The sequence below is a fragment of the Thioalkalivibrio sp. ALRh genome (genome assembly GCF_000381425.1).
GTDB lineage: Bacteria > Pseudomonadota > Gammaproteobacteria > Ectothiorhodospirales > Ectothiorhodospiraceae > Thioalkalivibrio.
In genome coordinates this window covers 117,941-134,141 of sequence record NZ_KB906522.1, presented here as the reverse complement: position 1 = coordinate 134,141, position 16,201 = coordinate 117,941, and the positions used below count along the sequence as shown (strand labels likewise).

Genomic DNA, 16,201 nt, shown 5'->3' with positions numbered 1-16,201 from the left:
CCTCACCGGAACGGAGAGACCGAATGGCCATCGACCCCAACGACGAAATCCTTCAGGACTTCCTGATCGAGGCCGGGGAACTGCTCGAAGGACTCAACGAGCAGCTGATCGACCTGGAACAGCATCCCGATGACCGGGATCTGTTGAACGCGGTATTTCGCAGCTTTCACACGATCAAGGGTGGCGCGGGCTTTCTGAGCCTGGATCCGCTGGTGACCGTCTGCCATCACGCAGAGGATGTGTTTAATCTCCTGCGCAATGGGGAACGTCAGGTCGACGGTCACCTGATGGATACCATGCTGCGGGTCCTCGATACGTTGAACGTGATGTTTGGCGACCTCCGCTCCGGGGTCGATCCGACGCCCGCGGAGGCCGATCTCGTCGAAGACCTGCGGCGGATGGCCAAGAATGAAGACGTGGCCGGCAATTCCGAACCCGCCGCAATCGCGACGCCAGACGTGCCCCCCGAACCGGAGCCGGAACCGGCACCCCCCGCCGAGGTGGAAGCCACTGCGAAGGCTGGAGGGGATGAGTCGGGGCTGGTCGGTGCCGATGACGAGATTACCGATGACGAGTTCGAGGCCCTGCTGGATTCGCTGCACGGCGATGGTTCGCCGCAGGCGGCCCAGGACTCCGCTACGCCGTCGACTGAGGACGCCGGGTTGCCCGGCACCGATTCGGATGCAGCCGGGCCAGGGGACGACGGCGAGGACCTGATTTCCGACGATGAGTTCGAGAACCTCCTGGACGAGTTGCAGGCGCGAGGTGATGGGCCTCCCGCCACTGCAGCGCCGGCACCCGCTGTGACTGAGTCGTCCCCGCATGAAGAGCCGAGCGTGGAGCCCGAAGCCGCTGGCGCGACACAGGAACCGCCGGCTCCCGAAGCCAAGCCACAGGCGTCTTCGCCTGCGGCCGCGGCGGCCGGCGCCCGGCAGGCCCCTCAGGGCGAGGCCTCGGTCCGTGTGAACACCGAACGTCTCGACGAGATTATGAATCTGGTCGGGGAGCTGGTGCTCGTGCGCAACCGCCTGAGCATGTTGCGAACCCAGCATGTGGACGACGAGCTGGGCAAGGCCATTAGTTCGCTGGCGCTGGTCACGTCGGATCTTCAGACGTCGGTGATGAAGACCCGCATGCAACCGGTCAATAAGGTCTTCAATCGCTTCCCGCGCGTGATCCGCGATCTGTCGCGCAGCCTGGGGAAGGAGATCGAGCTGGAGATCTTCGGCGAGGACACCGACCTCGACAAGAACCTGGTCGAGGCCCTGTCCGATCCGCTGGTGCATCTGGTGCGCAACGCCGTGGATCATGGGATCGAGACTCCGGAGGTGCGCGAGAAGGCCGGCAAACCGCGCAAGGGGACGGTGGTGCTTGGCGCGGCTCAGGAAGGCGATCACATCGCCTTGCTGATCAAGGACGATGGGGGTGGCATGGATCCGCAGGCCCTGCGGCGCAAGGTCGTCGAGAAGGGTCTGATGGAACCCGCGATGGCCGAGCGGATGACCGATCGCGAGGCCTTCAACGTCATCTTCATGGCCGGGTTCTCCACCAAGACCGAGATCTCGGATGTGTCCGGTCGCGGGGTGGGGATGGACGTCGTCAAGACGAAGATCTCGCAGCTTAACGGCACCATCGAGATCGATTCCGAGATCGGTGTCGGGACCACGCTGCGGGTGAAGCTGCCGCTGACCCTGGCGATTCTCCCTGCATTGATGGTCATCCTCGACGGGCGGCGATTCGCGATCCCGCTGGCGTCTGTCTCGGAGATCCTGGACCTGGATCTGACCAAGACCCATTACGTGGATGACCAGGAGGTCATTGTCGTAAGAAATCAGGCGCTTCCGGTTCACTATCTCAAGCGGTGGTTGAAGCCGGGATTCATCCCCGAAGCCAAACCGGAATCGCATGTGGTCGTGGTGCATACCGCGGATCGCAAGGTAGGGCTGGTCGTCGATGATCTCGTGGGCCAGGAAGAGGTGGTGATCAAGCCGCTGGGACAGAACCTGCAGGGCGTGAAGGGCCTGGCAGGCGCGACCATCACGGGTGATGGAGGGATTGCGCTGATCCTGGATGTCGCCGATCTCGTGGGTTTGTTGACGCACAAGATCCCGTCGGCGGGCCGCACCCGGCGGCCTGCGCAAACAATCGAGGGCTAAGGATGCCGGTTAAGGTACTGGTGGTGGATGACTCCGGGTTTTTCCGCCGCCGCATTAGTGAAATTCTGGACGCCGACGCGGGGATCGAGGTCGTCGGCAGCGCGGAGAACGGCGAGGAGGCGATTCGCAAGGTCAAGGAACTGGACCCGGATGTCGTGACCATGGATATCGAGATGCCCGTGATGGACGGCATCACCGCGGTGCGCCGGATCATGGCCGAGAACCCCCGGCCGGTACTGATGTTCTCGAGTCTGACCACCGAGGGGGCCCAGGCGACCCTGGATGCGCTTGAGGCAGGGGCGGTGGACTTTCTGCCGAAGCGCTTCAGCGACATCGCGTCCGATGAGGACAGCGCGCGTATGATGCTGCGCCGGCGGGTGCGCAGCCTTTCGCGCAGCCGGGCCCGTTCGGTCAGCCAGCCAGGGAGCGTGCGACCAGCGGTCGAGGCCCGCCCTTCTGCGCGTCGTGAAGAGTCCGACCGCAAGGCGGCCGAGGTACAGCGACAGGCCCCGCCGGTCAGTCGGCCCGCCGTGCCGCTGCGGCAGGTCCGCGCGGTGTTGATCGGGACGTCCACCGGGGGGCCGGTGGCCTTGCAGGAAGTGCTCAAGGCCCTGCCGGCGAACTTCCCACAGCCGATCTTGCTGATTCAGCACATGCCTGCGAGCTTTACGCCGGCCTTCGCGGAGCGCCTGGACGCCATGTGCCAAATTCGGGTCAAGCAGGCACAGGATGGCGATGTCATGCGCCCTGGGGTGGCCCTGTTGGCCCCCGGCGGTCTGCAAACCACGCTGGAGCGCGGCAGCCAGACAACGGTGCGCGTGACCGAGAGCCCGTTGGGCACGATCTACAAGCCCAGCGTGGATGCCGCGTTCAGCTCGGCGGTCGAGGCCTTGCGCGGGCAGGTGCTCGCCGTGGTGCTAACCGGGATGGGCGCAGATGGCCGCGAAGGTGCGCGGGCTTTGAAGACCGCCGGGGCGCAGGTCTGGGCACAGGACGCGGCCACCTCGGTGGTGTATGGGATGCCGGCTGCAGTCGCAGAGGCCGGGCTCGTGGACCAGGTGTATCCGTTGCCGGATGTGGGTCCGGCACTGGTCAAGGGGTTCTGCTAGATGGATATCCTGAGCCTCATCGGGATCACCCTGGGGCTCGTCGCGGTGCTCGGGGGGAGTATCGCGAAGGGGAGTGGTCTGGGCGCACTCTGGAACGCGGCCGCGTTTGTGATCGTGGTCCTGGGGACGCTGGGGGCAACCCTGGTGCAGGCGCGCATGGCGGTGTTTCTTCACGGGATGCGCATTCTGCCCTGGGCATTCAAGCCGCCGCGGATCGACAACGAGGCGATGCTGGCTCGCATCGTGGAGTGGTCCAACGTGGCACGCAAGGAAGGGCTGCTGGGTCTGGAGACGCTGGCCGACGAGGAGACCGACGAATTCGCGCGCAAGGGTCTGCAGTTGCTGGTGGATGGCTCCGAGCCGCAGACCATCCGCCAGATCCTCGAGGCGGATCTGGACAACCGCGAGCATTTTGATACCCAGGGGGCCAAGGTATTCGAGAGCATGGGGGTGTACGCCCCGACGCTTGGCATTGTCGGCGCGGTGATGGGTCTGATGGCGGTCATGCAGAACCTGGCTGACCCCAGCAAGCTGGGAGCGGGGATTGCCGCGGCCTTTGTCGCCACGATCTACGGGATTGCTTCGGCAAACCTCCTGTTCCTGCCGGTGGCGAACAAGCTGAAATCAATCATCCAGAAGCGCTCGCAGCACCAGTTGATGCTGATGGAGGGGCTGATCTCAATCGCCGAGGGCGAAAACCCCCGCAACATTGAAAGCAAGCTTAGCGGCTTCATCCACGAGTGAGGTCGCGATGGCCCGGCGCAAACGCCAAGAAGAAGCGGAGAATCACGAGGCCTGGGCCATCCCGTATGGCGACCTGGTCACGCTGCTGCTGGCGTTTTTCGTGGTGATGTACGCGATCTCCTCGGTGGATGACGGCAAGTATCGTGTGCTGTCGGAGTCGCTGGTGGACGCCTTCCGGGCACCGGCGCAGACCGATCCGATCCAGGTGGGAGAACCGACGGTGTCGCGTGAGCAGTCCCTGGACGAGATGCGCGCGCTGGTTCCGATTGATGTGCAGCCCGGCATCGTTGACGACGGTGTAGCACCCATCGACATGGCCTTATCCGGGCTACTGGACGATGCGGGTACGGATGACGAGCTGCAGGAGTTCCTGGAGGCACTGGCCGAGGTCGCCGACGAGCTGGAAATGGCGATGGCCCCCTTGATCGAGGAGGGTGATCTCCGGGTAAGCCGCGAGGCGTACTGGCTGGAAATCGAGATCACCAGTCGGCTGTTGTTCGGGAGCGGTTCGGCTACGTTGAATCCCGAGGCCCGGGCCCTGCTGGACGAGGTCGGGGCGATCCTCGCGCCGCGGGTGTCGCGGGTGCACGTGGAGGGCCATACGGACAATGTCCCGATCCAGACGGCGGTCTATCCTTCCAACTGGGAGCTTTCTTCGGGGCGTGCCGCGGCCGTGGTGAGCGTGTTTGAAGACGCGGGCATCGAGCCGAAGAATCTGGTGGCCCTGGGATATGGTGAGCATCGTCCGGTCGCGAGCAATGATACCGAGCAAGGACGGGCGGAAAACCGTCGGGTGGCCATCGTGGTCCTGCCCGGCGCGCGCCCGCGCGAAGACGGGGCGCAGGAACCCGAGCAATTGCGCGAAGACCTTCCGCTCGCGCCGGGTGCACCAACGATGGATGGGGACGAGGGGGATACCGAGTGAAGATCTGGGCGGTGGCCAACCAGAAGGGCGGGGTGGGCAAGACCACGACCACAGTCACCCTGAGTGGCCTGTTGTCGGGTCCGGAACAGCGCGTCCTGATGGTCGACGTCGACCCCCATGGCTCGCTGACGGCCTATTTCGGCCACGACCCGGAGACCGCCACCCGCGGTGTGTACGAGCTGTTCAGCCAGTGCGCAGAGGGGAAGCGTCCTGATCCGCGGGGGTTGATCCGCGAGACCCGGTTCCCGGGGCTGGACCTGCTGACGGCCAGTACGGCACTGGCCACACTCGACCGTCAGCTTGGTACGCGCAGCGGGATGGGCCTGGTGCTGCGCCAGGCGCTGGAGCAGGTCGCCGACCAGTACGACTACGTGCTGATGGACTGCCCGCCCATGCTGGGCGTGTTGATGGTCAATGCCCTGGCGGCCTGTGACGAGCTGCTGGTCCCGGTGCAGACCGAGTTCCTTGCCCTCAAGGGCCTGGAACGCATGATCAATACCCTGAAAATGGTCCAGAAGTCGCGCAAGGCCGAGTTGCAGTACCGGATCATTCCCACCCTGTTCGATCGACGCACGCGTGCCGCGCACGAGGCGTTGGCCGAGCTGCGCCGCCTTTATGGCGATGAGGTCTGGCCCGGCGTGATCCCGGTCGATACGAAGTTTCGCGATGCGTCGAGCGCAGGCCAGCCGCTGTGCTTCATGATTCCGGACGCCCGGGGCGTACTGGCGTACTCGGACTTGCTGGAGGCGATTGGCGGGCAGCTTTCGCAGCCTCATGCCCGGACCCGGAGGCAGAAGGGATGAACCGTTCGCGTGATGACAACCTGGCACTCAAGGCCGAACCTGAAGCCCTGCATGACTATTTTGGCAGCCTGCTGGACGAACCGGCGCCGATCGCCCCGGCGCACCTGCTGCGCCCGGATATCCTCGAACCGAGACCGGCGCCCGCTGAACCGGAGCCGTTAGACGAACCAGAGCTCCCCGTGGTGGCCGAAGCGGTCGCGCCCCCCGTGCCTCCGCGCACGATTGTCGAGAGTGACGAGTATCCGCGTCCGTCCGAGCGATTCTCCGCCCTGGTGCTGGAGGCCGGGAATCTGACCCTGCTGGCGCCGCTGGCCTCGCTCGGCGGCGTTGCGCCGCTTGGGGATCTGGATGTGCGCCCCACGCCCAACCACTCCGTCTGGTATCTGGGTCTGGCGGATACCAAACAGGGGCGAGTGCAGTTGATTGATCTCGCGGCCGTGGTGACCCCCGAGGATCGGGAATATGAGCCGGAGACAGCCCGCCATGTCGTGTTCCTGGCCGGGTCGCGCTTCGCGTTGGCCTGCCGCTCGATTCAGGGGACCCGCGTGATCGACCCTCAGAATCTGCGCTGGCGCAGTCACCGCAAGCGCCTGCCCTGGCTGGCCGGGGTGGAGCGGGAACAGATGGCCACCCTGCTGGACCTGGAGGCCCTCGACCGGACCCTGGACCAGGGCAGCTGGGAAATGGGCGGTACTCCGGACTCAAGCCGGGACGAGCGCGGCCGATAACGTATTCAGGAACCGAACACCGGGCCCGCAACAGGGTCCGCGAGCGACGAGGACGACATGAGCAGCGCACAAGACGTAGAAGCGATGGCCAAGGCCGATACGGCCCCGTATGTGACGTTCAGTCTCGCGGAGGAGACCTACGCGATTGACGTCCTGCAGGTGCAGGAGGTGCTGAAGGTCACCGAGATCGCGCCTGTTCCCGGTGTGCCGGACTATATCCTTGGCATTATCAACCTGCGGGGCAACGTCGTGACCGTGATCGACGCGCGCCGCCGTATGGGCCTGGAGGACCGCGAGCCGGACGAGGCCTCGCGCATCGTGATCATCGATGTCGACAACCAGAATGTCGGCATCCTGGTGGACTCGGTCTCGGAGGTCGTGCGGATCTCGCTGGATTCGGTCGAGCCCGCGCCGGAAGTCGGAAATGACGACAGTTCGCGGTTCATCCAGGGGGTGACGAGCACGGAGCAGGGGCTCACGATCCTGGTCGACTTGAACAAGCTCCTGTCTGACGAGGAATGGGCCCAGTTGCGGGAGCTGTAGAAACCGCGGGGCATTCGGCGAACTGGAAACGCCGCGTATTGGAGAGGATCAAACCTGAGAGTGGCTCCGAAACGCGGCATGCGGAGGGGAGGTGGGGCGATGGTGGATGAACTGCAGCCGGATCGTACGGTTCGCCCCGTGCAGCCGCCGACCACGAACTCCACGGTTCGCCCGGTCCATACGACTGTGCCCGGGCGGACGCTCAGTGATGACCACGACCGGGACCCCGTGCTGCGTCCGGCCGTAAAGCCTGCGCAACAGCGTTCCCCGCGCGACCGACGCCAGCGCCCCCGTAAGGGCTTGATCGACGATTACGCCTGACGGACCCCTCCAGTCGGCCCCGGGTGGTGTATCAGTGCATTTCACGCGACAATCGAGTCTGAGTCGCTGGGAGTATTGGGTCGATGGGGGAAGGCATTCTGGTTTGGATTGTCGCGGCAATCGCCCTGGTGGCGACCGTCGTCGCAGTGCTGTCCGTCTCGCTTGTGTTAACCCTGCGGCGCCAGCTCGCGACGTTGCGCCAGGACTACCAGCGTCAGGCGACCTCGGTGATGGCGCTGCAGGGGGCGATGAAGGTCATCTCCCAGGGGGTGGTCAACCACAGCCAGGCGCAATCCGCGGTGCAGCGCGCACTGGAGCGCCTCAACGACCAGCAAAGCGAGCTGCGGGCCCGTGACGCCGATGATGGCGCCTATCAGCAGGCGATCGAGCTTATTCGGCAGGGCCGTGAGCGCGAAGAAGTCCGCCGGATGTGCGGCCTGACCACCACCGAGCTGGACCTCCTGTACAGTCTGCACGCCCCCGGCTCTGCGGGTCGTCGTTAGTCCCTGCTACTGCTTGTGTCTTCACTCGCCCGATGTTGAATCGTCGCGGCGGTATCCCTGTTCGCGGTCCTCGGGTGTGATGCCCGCAAGCACAAATACAAACGCCAGGACCTCGGCCACCGCGACATAAAGACTCTCCGGGACCTCTTCGCCCAGCGGTACCTGTGCGAGCGCCTCGGTCAGGCCCGGGTCCTGGTGCAGGGGAATCCCGTGTTCCTCGGCGATTCGCAGGATCTGCTCGGCGGTGACACCACTGCCGCTCGCGGTGATCCGCGGCGCTCGTTGCCGATCCCATTCCAGTGCCACCGCTTGCTGCCGGCGGGGGCCGCGGGGGGCGACGTACGGCTCGTCGTGATCGTGAGGGGGGCGTCGCTTGCTCATCTCAAGCCTTCAGGCGCGCTCGTCCAGCAGCCCGTCACGCAAGGTAAGGCTCGCCGGATCCTGTGGCTCCACCTGACCTTCTCGCACCGAGAGCGATCCGACGGTCAGGTCACGCCCGGCCAGGCGCTGATGGAGTTCCGGCGTGCCGGCGCGCAGGCGTTGGGCGGTTTCCGGGCGTTCTGCGGTGAAATGAACGGATACCCGGTCATCGCGCAGCGCAAGGGCGACACGGGTAGGGCCGAGGGCCTGCAAATCGAGATCCAGCACAAGAGTCCATCCCTCGGCGCGTTCGGGGGGGCGGCCAGCCTCGTGCTGCAACTGGCCGGCCAGCGAGTGAAGCCCTTGCGGGCTGCGAAAGGGTAGCTCGAAGAACCAGCGGGGATGCGACTCGTCGTCTCCCTGCGTGCTGGGCTGCAGTGAATGCAGTTGCAGCGTGGTAATGCGCTTCAGCATCCCTTCGATGAGCCCGGCCAGCGCCCCCGTGGGAGGCAGGCCCGCCGTGGTGGGCGCGGGTGGGGCCGGCGTCGCAGCCGCGGGGGTTGGCAGAGGGGAACGGGTCTCGGCCGATTGGCGCAGGTGTTCGGCGACGCGCAGCAGCTGGGCCTTGAGATCCTGAGCGGCCGTGCCAGAGGTATTGGTTCGAACCCCCTGAGCGAGCATGGCCTCCAGCCACAGGCCGGACTGCTGGATATGGCGATTCAGGCTATCGGGGCTGGTCAGGCGAACGGCAGGAGGTGTCAGTTCGATCAGGCGGTTCATCGCCGGCAGCAGTCGGGCTTCGCTTGCTGTGGGTGGCGCGCCGGCTGCTATGGCCGTGGCCAGCGTGTTCTGAATCGTTTGCATGCCACCGGCCAGGCCTCGCGCCCCCGGTATCTGGTGGCGCAACTCGCGCAACAGCCACTGCGTGGCGTCGTGCTGGCCGACCGACGGATTCGATGGTGAAGTCGGCGCCGGGGGCGAGGGCGAACCGGTCGCCAGGGTGGTGCCAGAGGGCAGGGGTAGCAGCCTCACCTCCAGGCGCGGCTCTGTGCGGGTCACCTCGGCGAGGGCGATGCGTGGCCCGGACTGGTTGCCGGGTAGCAGGGCGTTGGGTAGTGGAGTCGCGAGCTGGGCATTGAAGGTGGGCGCGCGGGTGTCCACGCTTTGCGCGCCGGACGACGTCAGCGGACGCAGTTGAACTCCCCGTTCGGCCAGTTGCCCGACGATCTGGACCTGCAGCCGGGTGCCGGTCTCAAGCGTCGGCATCGCGCTCGCTCGCGGGGCTACCCGATCAAGGCCGCCTGCGGGCAATCCGGTTGGGCGAGGGCCGGTAAAGTCGGGCATCGGTGCTCCGAGTCGCTTGGGAAGCGGCTGCCCGCACAGCAGGCATGCCAACAGCATCGCACACCGCGTCCGCCGCGCCTACGGGCGGGCATCGGAGCGGGGCTTTGCTATGCTGTGTGTTCATTTCGCGAACACAAAAGAAGGCATGCAAAAGATTCGAGTGCTGATGGTTTGTCTGGGCAATATCTGCCGCTCGCCCATGGCTCACGGTGTCTTCCAGGCACGCGTGCGCGCGCATGGTCTGGAGTCCGCCATTGAGGTGGATTCGGCGGGTACGGCGGGTTATCACGTTGGGGCACGGCCGGACCCGCGCGCCCGCGAGGAGGCGAGCCGCCGAGGCTACGATCTCGACCAGTTGCGGGCGCGGCAGCTGGAGGCGGACGACTTCGAGACGTTCGACTACATCCTGACGATGGACGAGGCGAACTATCGCAATGCCCAGCAGATCCAGCCGAATGGCGCCCGCGCGCGGTTGCACCGTTTCCTGGAGTTCGCCCAGGACCATCCCGAGCGCGAAGTACCGGACCCGTACTATGGCGGGCCGGATGGCTTCGTTCATGTGATGGATCTCGTCGAGGCCGCCAGCGACGGCCTGCTGGACCACATCTGCCGGGAACACGCGCTGGAGCGCGTCTCCTGAAGACCCTGGTCAGGCGGCCGGGGCGTTCTCCCGCCGGCCGATAACGCGATAAACGTTATCGGCCGGTTTCCAGCTCAATCGCGCGGCTTGTCGTCCGGGCTGCTCGAAGACTCAGCCGCCGGTTCCGGCTTGCTGGCCGGCTTGTCGGTCGGGGGTGCCGAGGCCGGCTCCGACCGGGCAGAACCGCTGGCCTCGGCGGGTGCGGCCTTCTCGGGCGTGGGCTTGGCATCGCTTTTCTTGCCCCGAGACGGCTTTGATGCGGAGCTGTCATCCGCTTTGGCGGCTTCGGAAGGGCGATTCTCGGTGTGCGATCCAGAATCACCCTTGTCCTTCGCGTCATCCGTTTTGGACGATTGAGCGCTTCCCTTTGCCCGACGTGTGCCGGAGGCAGCCTTGGGCGCCTCTTCCGACCCTTTTTCCGCCTTGCCAGGCTCGCGGGTTGGCTTCTCCTGGGCCTGAGGCTTGTCGCTTACCGCACCTTTGTCTTCAGGCGCCTTTTCGCTTTTGCCACCGGTTTCCTGGCCGGAGTCCTTCTCGGCTGATTTTTCCCTAGCGGCCGGTTTGGACTCGCCGCTGGGTGGCTGGCTGTCGCCCTTGCCCGAGTCCTGCACGGCCGGCTTCTTGGTGGTCTCGCTGTCCTGGGGTGAGGAGGCGGACTTGTCACCTTCCTTCGAAGTACCGGCATCCTGGTTCTCGGCGTTTTCATTACCCGAGCTGTCGTCACCGCTTCCGGAGCGGCCGCGGCCGCCACGACGGCGCCCGCCCCGGCGCGAGCGGCGCGAACGGGCACGGCCCTTGCCGCTATCGTCGTCGGAAGTGGACGGGCCGTTCCCGGAAGGCGATGCCGGTTCCTCGGATGTTGCGGCTGCCTCGCCCCCTTCCGCCTTCGGTTTGGCGGCCTTGGGTTCGGTTTCGCGAGCCTTGGTGCCGGCGCCACCACTGGCGCTACCACGCCGTCGCGATCGGCCGCCTTTGCCGCCGTCTTCACTACCGGCGCTGCTGGCGTCCTGACGGGGCTCGCCTTTGCCGTTACCTGACGGCTTCGCTGCATCACGCTTGTCACCGCCGTCGTCTCGTGCGCCACGGCGCCGGTTGGAGCCGCCCCCACGGTTGCTTCCATTACCGCGGCTGGCTCGCTGCTGCCCGCCTTTGCCGCGCTTGCGCCCCTCGTCTTTCTCTTGCTCTTCTGCTTCAGGCTCCGGGGTCCGGGCCGCATTGGGGAACAGGGAGGACCAGATGCGGGTAAAGAACCCGGGTTGCTGCACCGGCTCGCTGGGCGTTTGAGGGGCGGGCGACTCGGCCATCGGGGCCGGGGCCTTGACCTTCACACCCTGGACCAGGGGCTTCTCCACTTTGCCGCGGCGTTCGCCGTGCGGGTCGACATCCTCTTCGACGGACTCCACGAGTTCGTGCGATCCGCGGCCACTGACGACCTCTTCGCGTTCGTCGCCGCGCACGCGCTGGACCTCGAACTTCGGTGTCAGGTACTGCGGGTTCGGGACGATACTGATATCGACCCGATGGCGTGCCTCGATCTCGTTGATCGATGAACGTTTTTCGTTCAGCAGGAAGGTGCCGACATCGACCGGGACCTGCGCCAGGACGAGGCCGGTGCGGTCTTTCATCGCCTCTTCTTCGATCAGGCGCAGGATCGACAGGGCTAGCGACTCGACGCTGCGCACCTGGCCATGCCCCTGGCAGCGGGGGCAGGTGATCTGGCTGGACTCGCCGAGCGACGAACGCAGGCGCTGGCGCGACATCTCCAGCAGCCCAAAGCGACTGATGCGGCCCACCTGGACCCGCGCGCGATCGAGCTCGAGCGCTTCGCGGAGACGGTTTTCCACTTCTCGCTGATGCTTGTTGGCGCTCATGTCGATGAAATCGATCACGATCAGGCCGCCCAGATCTCGCACGCGCAGCTGGCGCGCCACCTCTTCAGCGGCTTCCAGATTGGTGTGGAAGGCGGTCTCCTCGATATCGCCACCCTTGGTGGAGCGGGCGGAGTTCACGTCGATGGAGATCAGGGCCTCGGTATGGTCGATGACCAGGGCGCCGCCGGAGGGGAGCTGCACGTCGCGATCGAAGGCGCTCTCGATCTGACTTTCGATCTGATAGCGGTTGAACAGCGGGACGGGGTCGTCGTACTTCTTCAGCTTGCGCTGGCTGTTCGGCATCACCAGTCGGACGAAGTCCTCCGCCTGCTGATAGACGGCTTCGTCGTCGATGATCACCTCGCCGACGTCATTGCGCATGTGATCGCGCAGGGCCCGGATGATCACGTTGCTTTCCTGGTGGATCAGCGCCGGGGCGTTGGCCTTTTCCGCCGCCTCGGTCACGGCCGACCAAAGGGCCGTCATGTAGTCGAGGTCCCATTGCAGTTCTTCGGTGCTGCGGCCTACGCCGGCGGTGCGGGCGATCACGCCCATGCCATCGGGCATGGTCAGGCCGGACAGGGCCTCGCGCAGTTCCGCGCGATCTTCGCCCTCAATGCGTCGCGAGACGCCACCGGCCTTGGGATTGTTCGGCATCAGGACCAGGTAGCGCCCGGCCAGGCTGATATAGGTGGTCAGCGCGGCACCCTTGTTGCCTCGTTCTTCCTTCTCCACCTGGACGAGAAGCTGGGTCCCTTCTTTTAGCAGCTCGCGGATGGGCTTGTCGCTGTCGGCCGGCGCGCCAACCGCGGAGGGGGCGATCTCCTTGAACGGGAGAAAGCCGTGGCGCTCGGCGCCGAAATTAACAAACGCGGCTTCGAGGCTTGGCTCGACGCGGGTGATCTTGGCCTTGTAGATGTTGGCCTTCTTGCGCTCGCGCGAGGGCAGTTCGATATCGAGGTCGTACAGCCGCTGGCCGTCGACCATGGCCACGCGCAGCTCTTCGGGCTGCGTGGCATTGATCAGGATGCGTTTCATGCAATGGACTCGGTCGGTCGTCCTGTACGTCGGTCACAAGCCCGGGGCCGTGTGGTGCGGAACGGAGGCGGCACGTCGACGTTTCGAGACGCATGCTCGCCATGGCGGCGCGAAGAGGAATCCAACGCGCCAGCCAGGTGTTCACCAATAGCCACGGGACCAGCCGTCCGCGGGATGCGGGGCCGGGGAGACAGGACTGGGTTAGAAGAAATAGTGTCACAGGTTCGCTTTTGGGCGATGGCCGTCTGGTCGCATGTAGTCGCACTGTGCAGGACCAGATCGGCGGGTAATTCGAGGCGCCCGGGCGCAATATCCGCCAGCAGGTACCGTGCGCCAATGTAGGGCATAACCCCCCGATTGGGCAAGTTTTTTCGTCGCGGAAATGCCAGGGTACATGGTTAGGATGGCGCGCCTGAGGTAGGATCGCGCCCGATGAAAGCACGTCCCCGTCAGCCGCAATCTCCCTCTGGGCCTCGTACGCTCTCGGTCACCGAGCGCGGGGATGGCCAGCGCCTGGATAACTTCCTCCTGCGCGAGCTCAAGGGAGTTCCCAAAAGTCTGATCTACCGCCTGGTGCGCAAGGGGGCGATCCGGGTCGATGGGCGCCGTGCCAAGGTGACCCAGCGGCTGAGTGTCGGCTCGGAGGTGCGCGTGCCGGACCTGGACCGGCCCGAGGCCGTCGAGCGGGACATCCCCCCGGGGGTCCTGGACCGACTGCGCCGCTCCATCTTGCATGAAGACGACCAGGTCCTGGTCCTCGACAAGCCCTCGGGCCTTGCGGTGCATGGCGGCAGCGGCCTGGCCTTCGGGATCATCGAGGCGATGCGCCAGCTGCGTCCCGGTTGCGAGCTGGAGCTGGGGCATCGGCTGGATCGCGAGACCAGCGGCTGCCTGCTGCTGGCCAAGACTCGCGCGGGATTGCAGGACTTCCACGCGGCGCTGCGCGAGGGGCGTGTGGAGAAGCGCTATCTGGCGCTGCTGGTGGGGGCGTTCCCCAACGATCAGCCCATTGTGTGCGACGAACCGATTGCCTCCAGTCGGGGTCAGGACGGGAAACGCCGCATGCGTGCGGGGGAGGATGCCGACCCCGAGAGTGCCCGCTCGGCGATCAGCCAGTTCGTGCCGCTGGAACGTTTTGGATCTTTTCAGTTGGCCGAGGTACGGATCGGTACCGGACGGACCCACCAAATCCGCGTACATGGCCAGGCGATTGGCCATCCCGTTGGCGGCGATCACGACTACGGATTGCCCGATGAAAACCGGGTACTGCGCGGGGCAGGCCTGAAACGCCTGTTTCTGCACGCCCAGGCCCTGCAGTACGAGGATTCGGCCGGCGAGTCGCATGTGTACTCCGCGCCGCTGCCGGACGAGCTGCAGTCGATCCTCGATGCGCTCGCAAGCCCCGAAGCGTCCGGATGAGCACACTGCTGCCACCGGAGGGGGATGCCTTGCGCCTGGTCGTATTCGACTGGGACGGGACGCTGATGGATTCGCCACGCCGGATTGTTCACTGCCTGCAGCGGGCCTGTGCGGCCCTGGGGCGCGAGACGCCCGCGGAAAGCGAGCTGCGCGATATTATTGGCCTGGGCGTGGAGGCGGCGGTAGAGAGACTGTTCCCGGGCGCCGACTCTGCGTTCGTGGGGGCGTTCGCCACCACCTATCGCCAGTGCTATCTGGGCGCCACCGATGCGCCAGAGACGCCCCTGTTCGCGCATGTCGAGCCCTTGCTCGACTGGCTTGACGAACGCGGCGTGCTGCTGGGCGTTGCGACCGGCAAGTCGCGGGCGGGGCTGGACCAGGCCCTGGAAGCCGCCGGCCTCATGGGACGTTTTGTCGCGACGGCCTGCGGGGACGAGCATCCGTCGAAACCCAGTCCGGTGATGCTGGAACATGTGATGGCGCGCTGCGGGGTGGAACGTTCCCGGGCACGGATGGTCGGTGATAGCGTTTATGATCTGCAGATGGCTCGCGCCGCCGGCGTCCCGTCGCTGGCCGTGACACATGGGGTCCACGATCACCGCCGGCTGAGCGCCGAGCGCCCGCTGGCCGTGGCCCGCGACCTGAAGGAACTGCTGGATCTCCTGCGGCAGTCGGAGCCGCTTCCCGAGGACTGAGGACAAACGATGGGTTGGTCGAACGAGAACAAGCCGGGCTGGGAGCGCGAGACGCTGGAGCGTCTGGTCCAGGCCCAGGTGGTGGAACAGCGGCGTGCCCGGCGCTGGGGAATCTTCTTCAAGCTGCTGCTGTTCATCTATCTGTTCGCGCTGCTGGTTCTGGTGCGGGGCGGCGATATGGGCTTGACCGCCTGGTTCGAGGACGACCGCGAGCCCGAAGAGCACGTGGCCGTTGTCGAGGTCGACGGACTGATCGCGTCGAGTGCTCGGGCCAACGCCGAAGAGCTCAACAAGACCCTGAAACGGGCGTTCGAGGCGGATGGCACTCGCGCCGTGATGCTGCGCATCAACAGTGGGGGCGGGAGTCCGGTGCAGGCCGCCGCGATCCATGACGAGATCCTGCGGCTGAAGGACGAGCACGAGGACATCCCGGTCTATGCGGTCGTCACCGATATCGGGGCCTCGGCCGCCTACTACATCGCCGTGGCGGCCGACGAGATTTACGCCAGCCAGGCCAGCATGGTCGGTTCGATCGGGGTGCGCCTGGACAGCTTTGGCGTGGTGGATCTGCTGGAGAACATTGGTGTCGAACGGCGGCTGTTCACCTCCGGGGAGAACAAGGCCCTGCTGGATCCGTTTCTGCCGCTCGACGAGGGTCACGTGAGCCATATCCATGACCTGATGGACGGGCTGCACCAGCAGTTCGTCGATGTGGTCCGCCAGGGGCGGGGAGATCGTCTGGCCGAAAACGAGGAGCTGTTCGACGGCCTGATCTGGACCGGTCAACGCGCGGTGGATCTGGGCCTTCTCGATGGTCTGGGGACGGATCAGTCGGTCGCACGCGACGTGATTGGTGTTGAGAAAATGGTGACCTTCAAGCCGCGCCGCAGCGCCCTGCAGCTTCTGTTCGAGGACCTGGGCATGTCGGCGCTGCAGAGCTGGCTGGCGATGGAGACCAAGCCCAACTGGCGCTGAGCCGGCAAAACAGGCGGGGTGACGCCT

Annotated in this window: 16 protein-coding genes; 13 read left to right on the top strand and 3 right to left on the bottom strand. The window is 65.7% G+C overall.

The window, feature by feature from the left end; all coding sequences use genetic code 11:
* Positions 1-23 precede the first annotated feature (23 nt).
* The 9 genes from F791_RS0110245 (at position 24) to F791_RS0110210 (ending at position 7,832) form a co-directional block, all read left to right on the top strand.
* Positions 24-2,156, top strand: a complete 2,133-nt coding sequence (locus F791_RS0110245; RefSeq protein WP_018994973.1) for a chemotaxis protein CheA — start codon at positions 24-26, stop codon at positions 2,154-2,156.
* A gap of 2 nt (positions 2,157-2,158) precedes the next feature.
* On the top strand, positions 2,159-3,265 hold the full coding sequence (locus tag F791_RS0110240; RefSeq protein WP_019592529.1) for a chemotaxis response regulator protein-glutamate methylesterase: 1,107 nt from the start codon (positions 2,159-2,161) through the stop codon (positions 3,263-3,265).
* The gene (locus F791_RS0110235; protein ID WP_018139241.1) at positions 3,266-4,009 is read left to right on the top strand and encodes a flagellar motor protein; all 744 of its coding nucleotides are present in this window, start codon (positions 3,266-3,268) and stop codon (positions 4,007-4,009) included. It begins immediately after the preceding gene.
* 7 nt (positions 4,010-4,016) lie between these two features.
* Positions 4,017-4,934: a flagellar motor protein MotD gene (motD, locus tag F791_RS0110230; RefSeq protein WP_018139242.1), complete on the top strand. Its 918-nt coding sequence runs from the start codon at positions 4,017-4,019 to the stop codon at positions 4,932-4,934.
* Positions 4,931-5,737 carry a ParA family protein gene (locus tag F791_RS0110225; RefSeq protein ID WP_018993940.1) on the top strand — a complete coding sequence of 269 codons (807 nt, stop codon included), beginning with the start codon at positions 4,931-4,933 and terminating at the stop codon, positions 5,735-5,737. The genes motD and F791_RS0110225 overlap by 4 nt, the downstream gene beginning before the upstream one ends.
* A complete protein-coding gene (locus F791_RS0110220) occupies positions 5,734-6,465 on the top strand; it encodes a chemotaxis protein CheW (protein WP_018139244.1) in 732 nt (243 codons plus the stop codon). Before F791_RS0110225 ends, F791_RS0110220 begins: the two co-directional genes overlap by 4 nt.
* A gap of 84 nt (positions 6,466-6,549) precedes the next feature.
* Entirely contained in the window at positions 6,550-7,008 is a 459-nt protein-coding gene (locus F791_RS0110215; protein ID WP_018139245.1) for a chemotaxis protein CheW, read from the top strand.
* A 99-nt stretch (positions 7,009-7,107) separates the two neighbouring features.
* On the top strand, positions 7,108-7,329 hold the full coding sequence (locus tag F791_RS13555) for a hypothetical protein (protein ID WP_018174320.1): 222 nt from the start codon (positions 7,108-7,110) through the stop codon (positions 7,327-7,329).
* A gap of 83 nt (positions 7,330-7,412) precedes the next feature.
* The gene (locus F791_RS0110210) at positions 7,413-7,832 is read left to right on the top strand and encodes a DUF2802 domain-containing protein (protein ID WP_018139246.1); all 420 of its coding nucleotides are present in this window, start codon (positions 7,413-7,415) and stop codon (positions 7,830-7,832) included.
* A 21-nt stretch (positions 7,833-7,853) separates the two neighbouring features.
* Here F791_RS0110210 and F791_RS0110205 read toward each other — a convergent pair whose 3' ends face one another.
* Together F791_RS0110205 and F791_RS0110200 are read right to left on the bottom strand one after the other, a co-directional pair.
* The gene (locus tag F791_RS0110205) at positions 7,854-8,213 is read right to left on the bottom strand and encodes an EscU/YscU/HrcU family type III secretion system export apparatus switch protein (RefSeq protein WP_019592528.1); all 360 of its coding nucleotides are present in this window, start codon (positions 8,211-8,213) and stop codon (positions 7,854-7,856) included.
* Between the two features lie 9 nt (positions 8,214-8,222).
* Entirely contained in the window at positions 8,223-9,458 is a 1,236-nt protein-coding gene (locus F791_RS0110200) for a flagellar hook-length control protein FliK (RefSeq protein WP_018174323.1), read from the bottom strand.
* Between the two features lie 223 nt (positions 9,459-9,681).
* Between F791_RS0110200 and F791_RS0110195 the strand changes: the two genes are divergently transcribed.
* Complete coding sequence (locus F791_RS0110195) at positions 9,682-10,176, top strand: low molecular weight protein-tyrosine-phosphatase (RefSeq protein ID WP_018174324.1); 495 nt, start codon at positions 9,682-9,684, stop codon at positions 10,174-10,176.
* A gap of 74 nt (positions 10,177-10,250) precedes the next feature.
* On the opposite strand, the gene F791_RS0110190 is transcribed toward F791_RS0110195, so the two are convergent.
* Positions 10,251-13,085, bottom strand: a complete 2,835-nt coding sequence (locus tag F791_RS0110190; protein ID WP_019592527.1) for an Rne/Rng family ribonuclease — start codon at positions 13,083-13,085, stop codon at positions 10,251-10,253.
* Positions 13,086-13,517: 432 nt separating this feature from the next.
* On the opposite strand from F791_RS0110190, the gene F791_RS0110185 reads away from it, so the two are divergent.
* Genes F791_RS0110185 through F791_RS0110175 form a run of 3 tightly spaced genes read left to right on the top strand, consistent with a single transcriptional unit; the run spans position 13,518 to position 16,174 of the window.
* Positions 13,518-14,504, top strand: a complete 987-nt coding sequence (locus F791_RS0110185; RefSeq protein WP_019592526.1) for an RluA family pseudouridine synthase — start codon at positions 13,518-13,520, stop codon at positions 14,502-14,504.
* Positions 14,501-15,199: an HAD family hydrolase gene (locus F791_RS0110180; RefSeq protein ID WP_012982591.1), complete on the top strand. Its 699-nt coding sequence runs from the start codon at positions 14,501-14,503 to the stop codon at positions 15,197-15,199. The genes F791_RS0110185 and F791_RS0110180 overlap by 4 nt, the downstream gene beginning before the upstream one ends.
* A gap of 9 nt (positions 15,200-15,208) precedes the next feature.
* Positions 15,209-16,174, top strand: a complete 966-nt coding sequence (locus F791_RS0110175; RefSeq protein ID WP_019592525.1) for a S49 family peptidase — start codon at positions 15,209-15,211, stop codon at positions 16,172-16,174.
* Positions 16,175-16,201: the final 27 nt, after the last annotated feature.

Bases quoted from the DNA above. Each gene is read 5' to 3' on its own strand.
- F791_RS0110205 (WP_019592528.1), bottom strand. From the start codon at position 8,213: ATGAGCAAGCGACGCCCCCCTCACGATCACGACGAGCCGTACGTCGCC.
- F791_RS0110180 (WP_012982591.1), top strand. From the start codon at position 14,501: ATGAGCACACTGCTGCCACCGGAGGGGGATGCCTTGCGCCTGGTCGTA.
- F791_RS0110215 (WP_018139245.1), top strand. From the start codon at position 6,550: ATGGCCAAGGCCGATACGGCCCCGTATGTGACGTTCAGTCTCGCGGAG.
- motD (WP_018139242.1), top strand. From the start codon at position 4,017: ATGGCCCGGCGCAAACGCCAAGAAGAAGCGGAGAATCACGAGGCCTGG.
- F791_RS0110240 (WP_019592529.1), top strand. From the start codon at position 2,159: ATGCCGGTTAAGGTACTGGTGGTGGATGACTCCGGGTTTTTCCGCCGC.
- F791_RS13555 (WP_018174320.1), top strand. From the start codon at position 7,108: ATGGTGGATGAACTGCAGCCGGATCGTACGGTTCGCCCCGTGCAGCCG.
- F791_RS0110190 (WP_019592527.1), bottom strand. From the start codon at position 13,085: ATGAAACGCATCCTGATCAATGCCACGCAGCCCGAAGAGCTGCGCGTG.
- F791_RS0110200 (WP_018174323.1), bottom strand. From the start codon at position 9,458: ATGCCGACGCTTGAGACCGGCACCCGGCTGCAGGTCCAGATCGTCGGG.
- F791_RS0110175 (WP_019592525.1), top strand. From the start codon at position 15,209: ATGGGTTGGTCGAACGAGAACAAGCCGGGCTGGGAGCGCGAGACGCTG.
- F791_RS0110245 (WP_018994973.1), top strand. From the start codon at position 24: ATGGCCATCGACCCCAACGACGAAATCCTTCAGGACTTCCTGATCGAG.
- F791_RS0110235 (WP_018139241.1), top strand. From the start codon at position 3,266: ATGGATATCCTGAGCCTCATCGGGATCACCCTGGGGCTCGTCGCGGTG.
- F791_RS0110220 (WP_018139244.1), top strand. From the start codon at position 5,734: ATGAACCGTTCGCGTGATGACAACCTGGCACTCAAGGCCGAACCTGAA.
- F791_RS0110210 (WP_018139246.1), top strand. From the start codon at position 7,413: ATGGGGGAAGGCATTCTGGTTTGGATTGTCGCGGCAATCGCCCTGGTG.
- F791_RS0110185 (WP_019592526.1), top strand. From the start codon at position 13,518: ATGAAAGCACGTCCCCGTCAGCCGCAATCTCCCTCTGGGCCTCGTACG.
- F791_RS0110195 (WP_018174324.1), top strand. From the start codon at position 9,682: ATGCAAAAGATTCGAGTGCTGATGGTTTGTCTGGGCAATATCTGCCGC.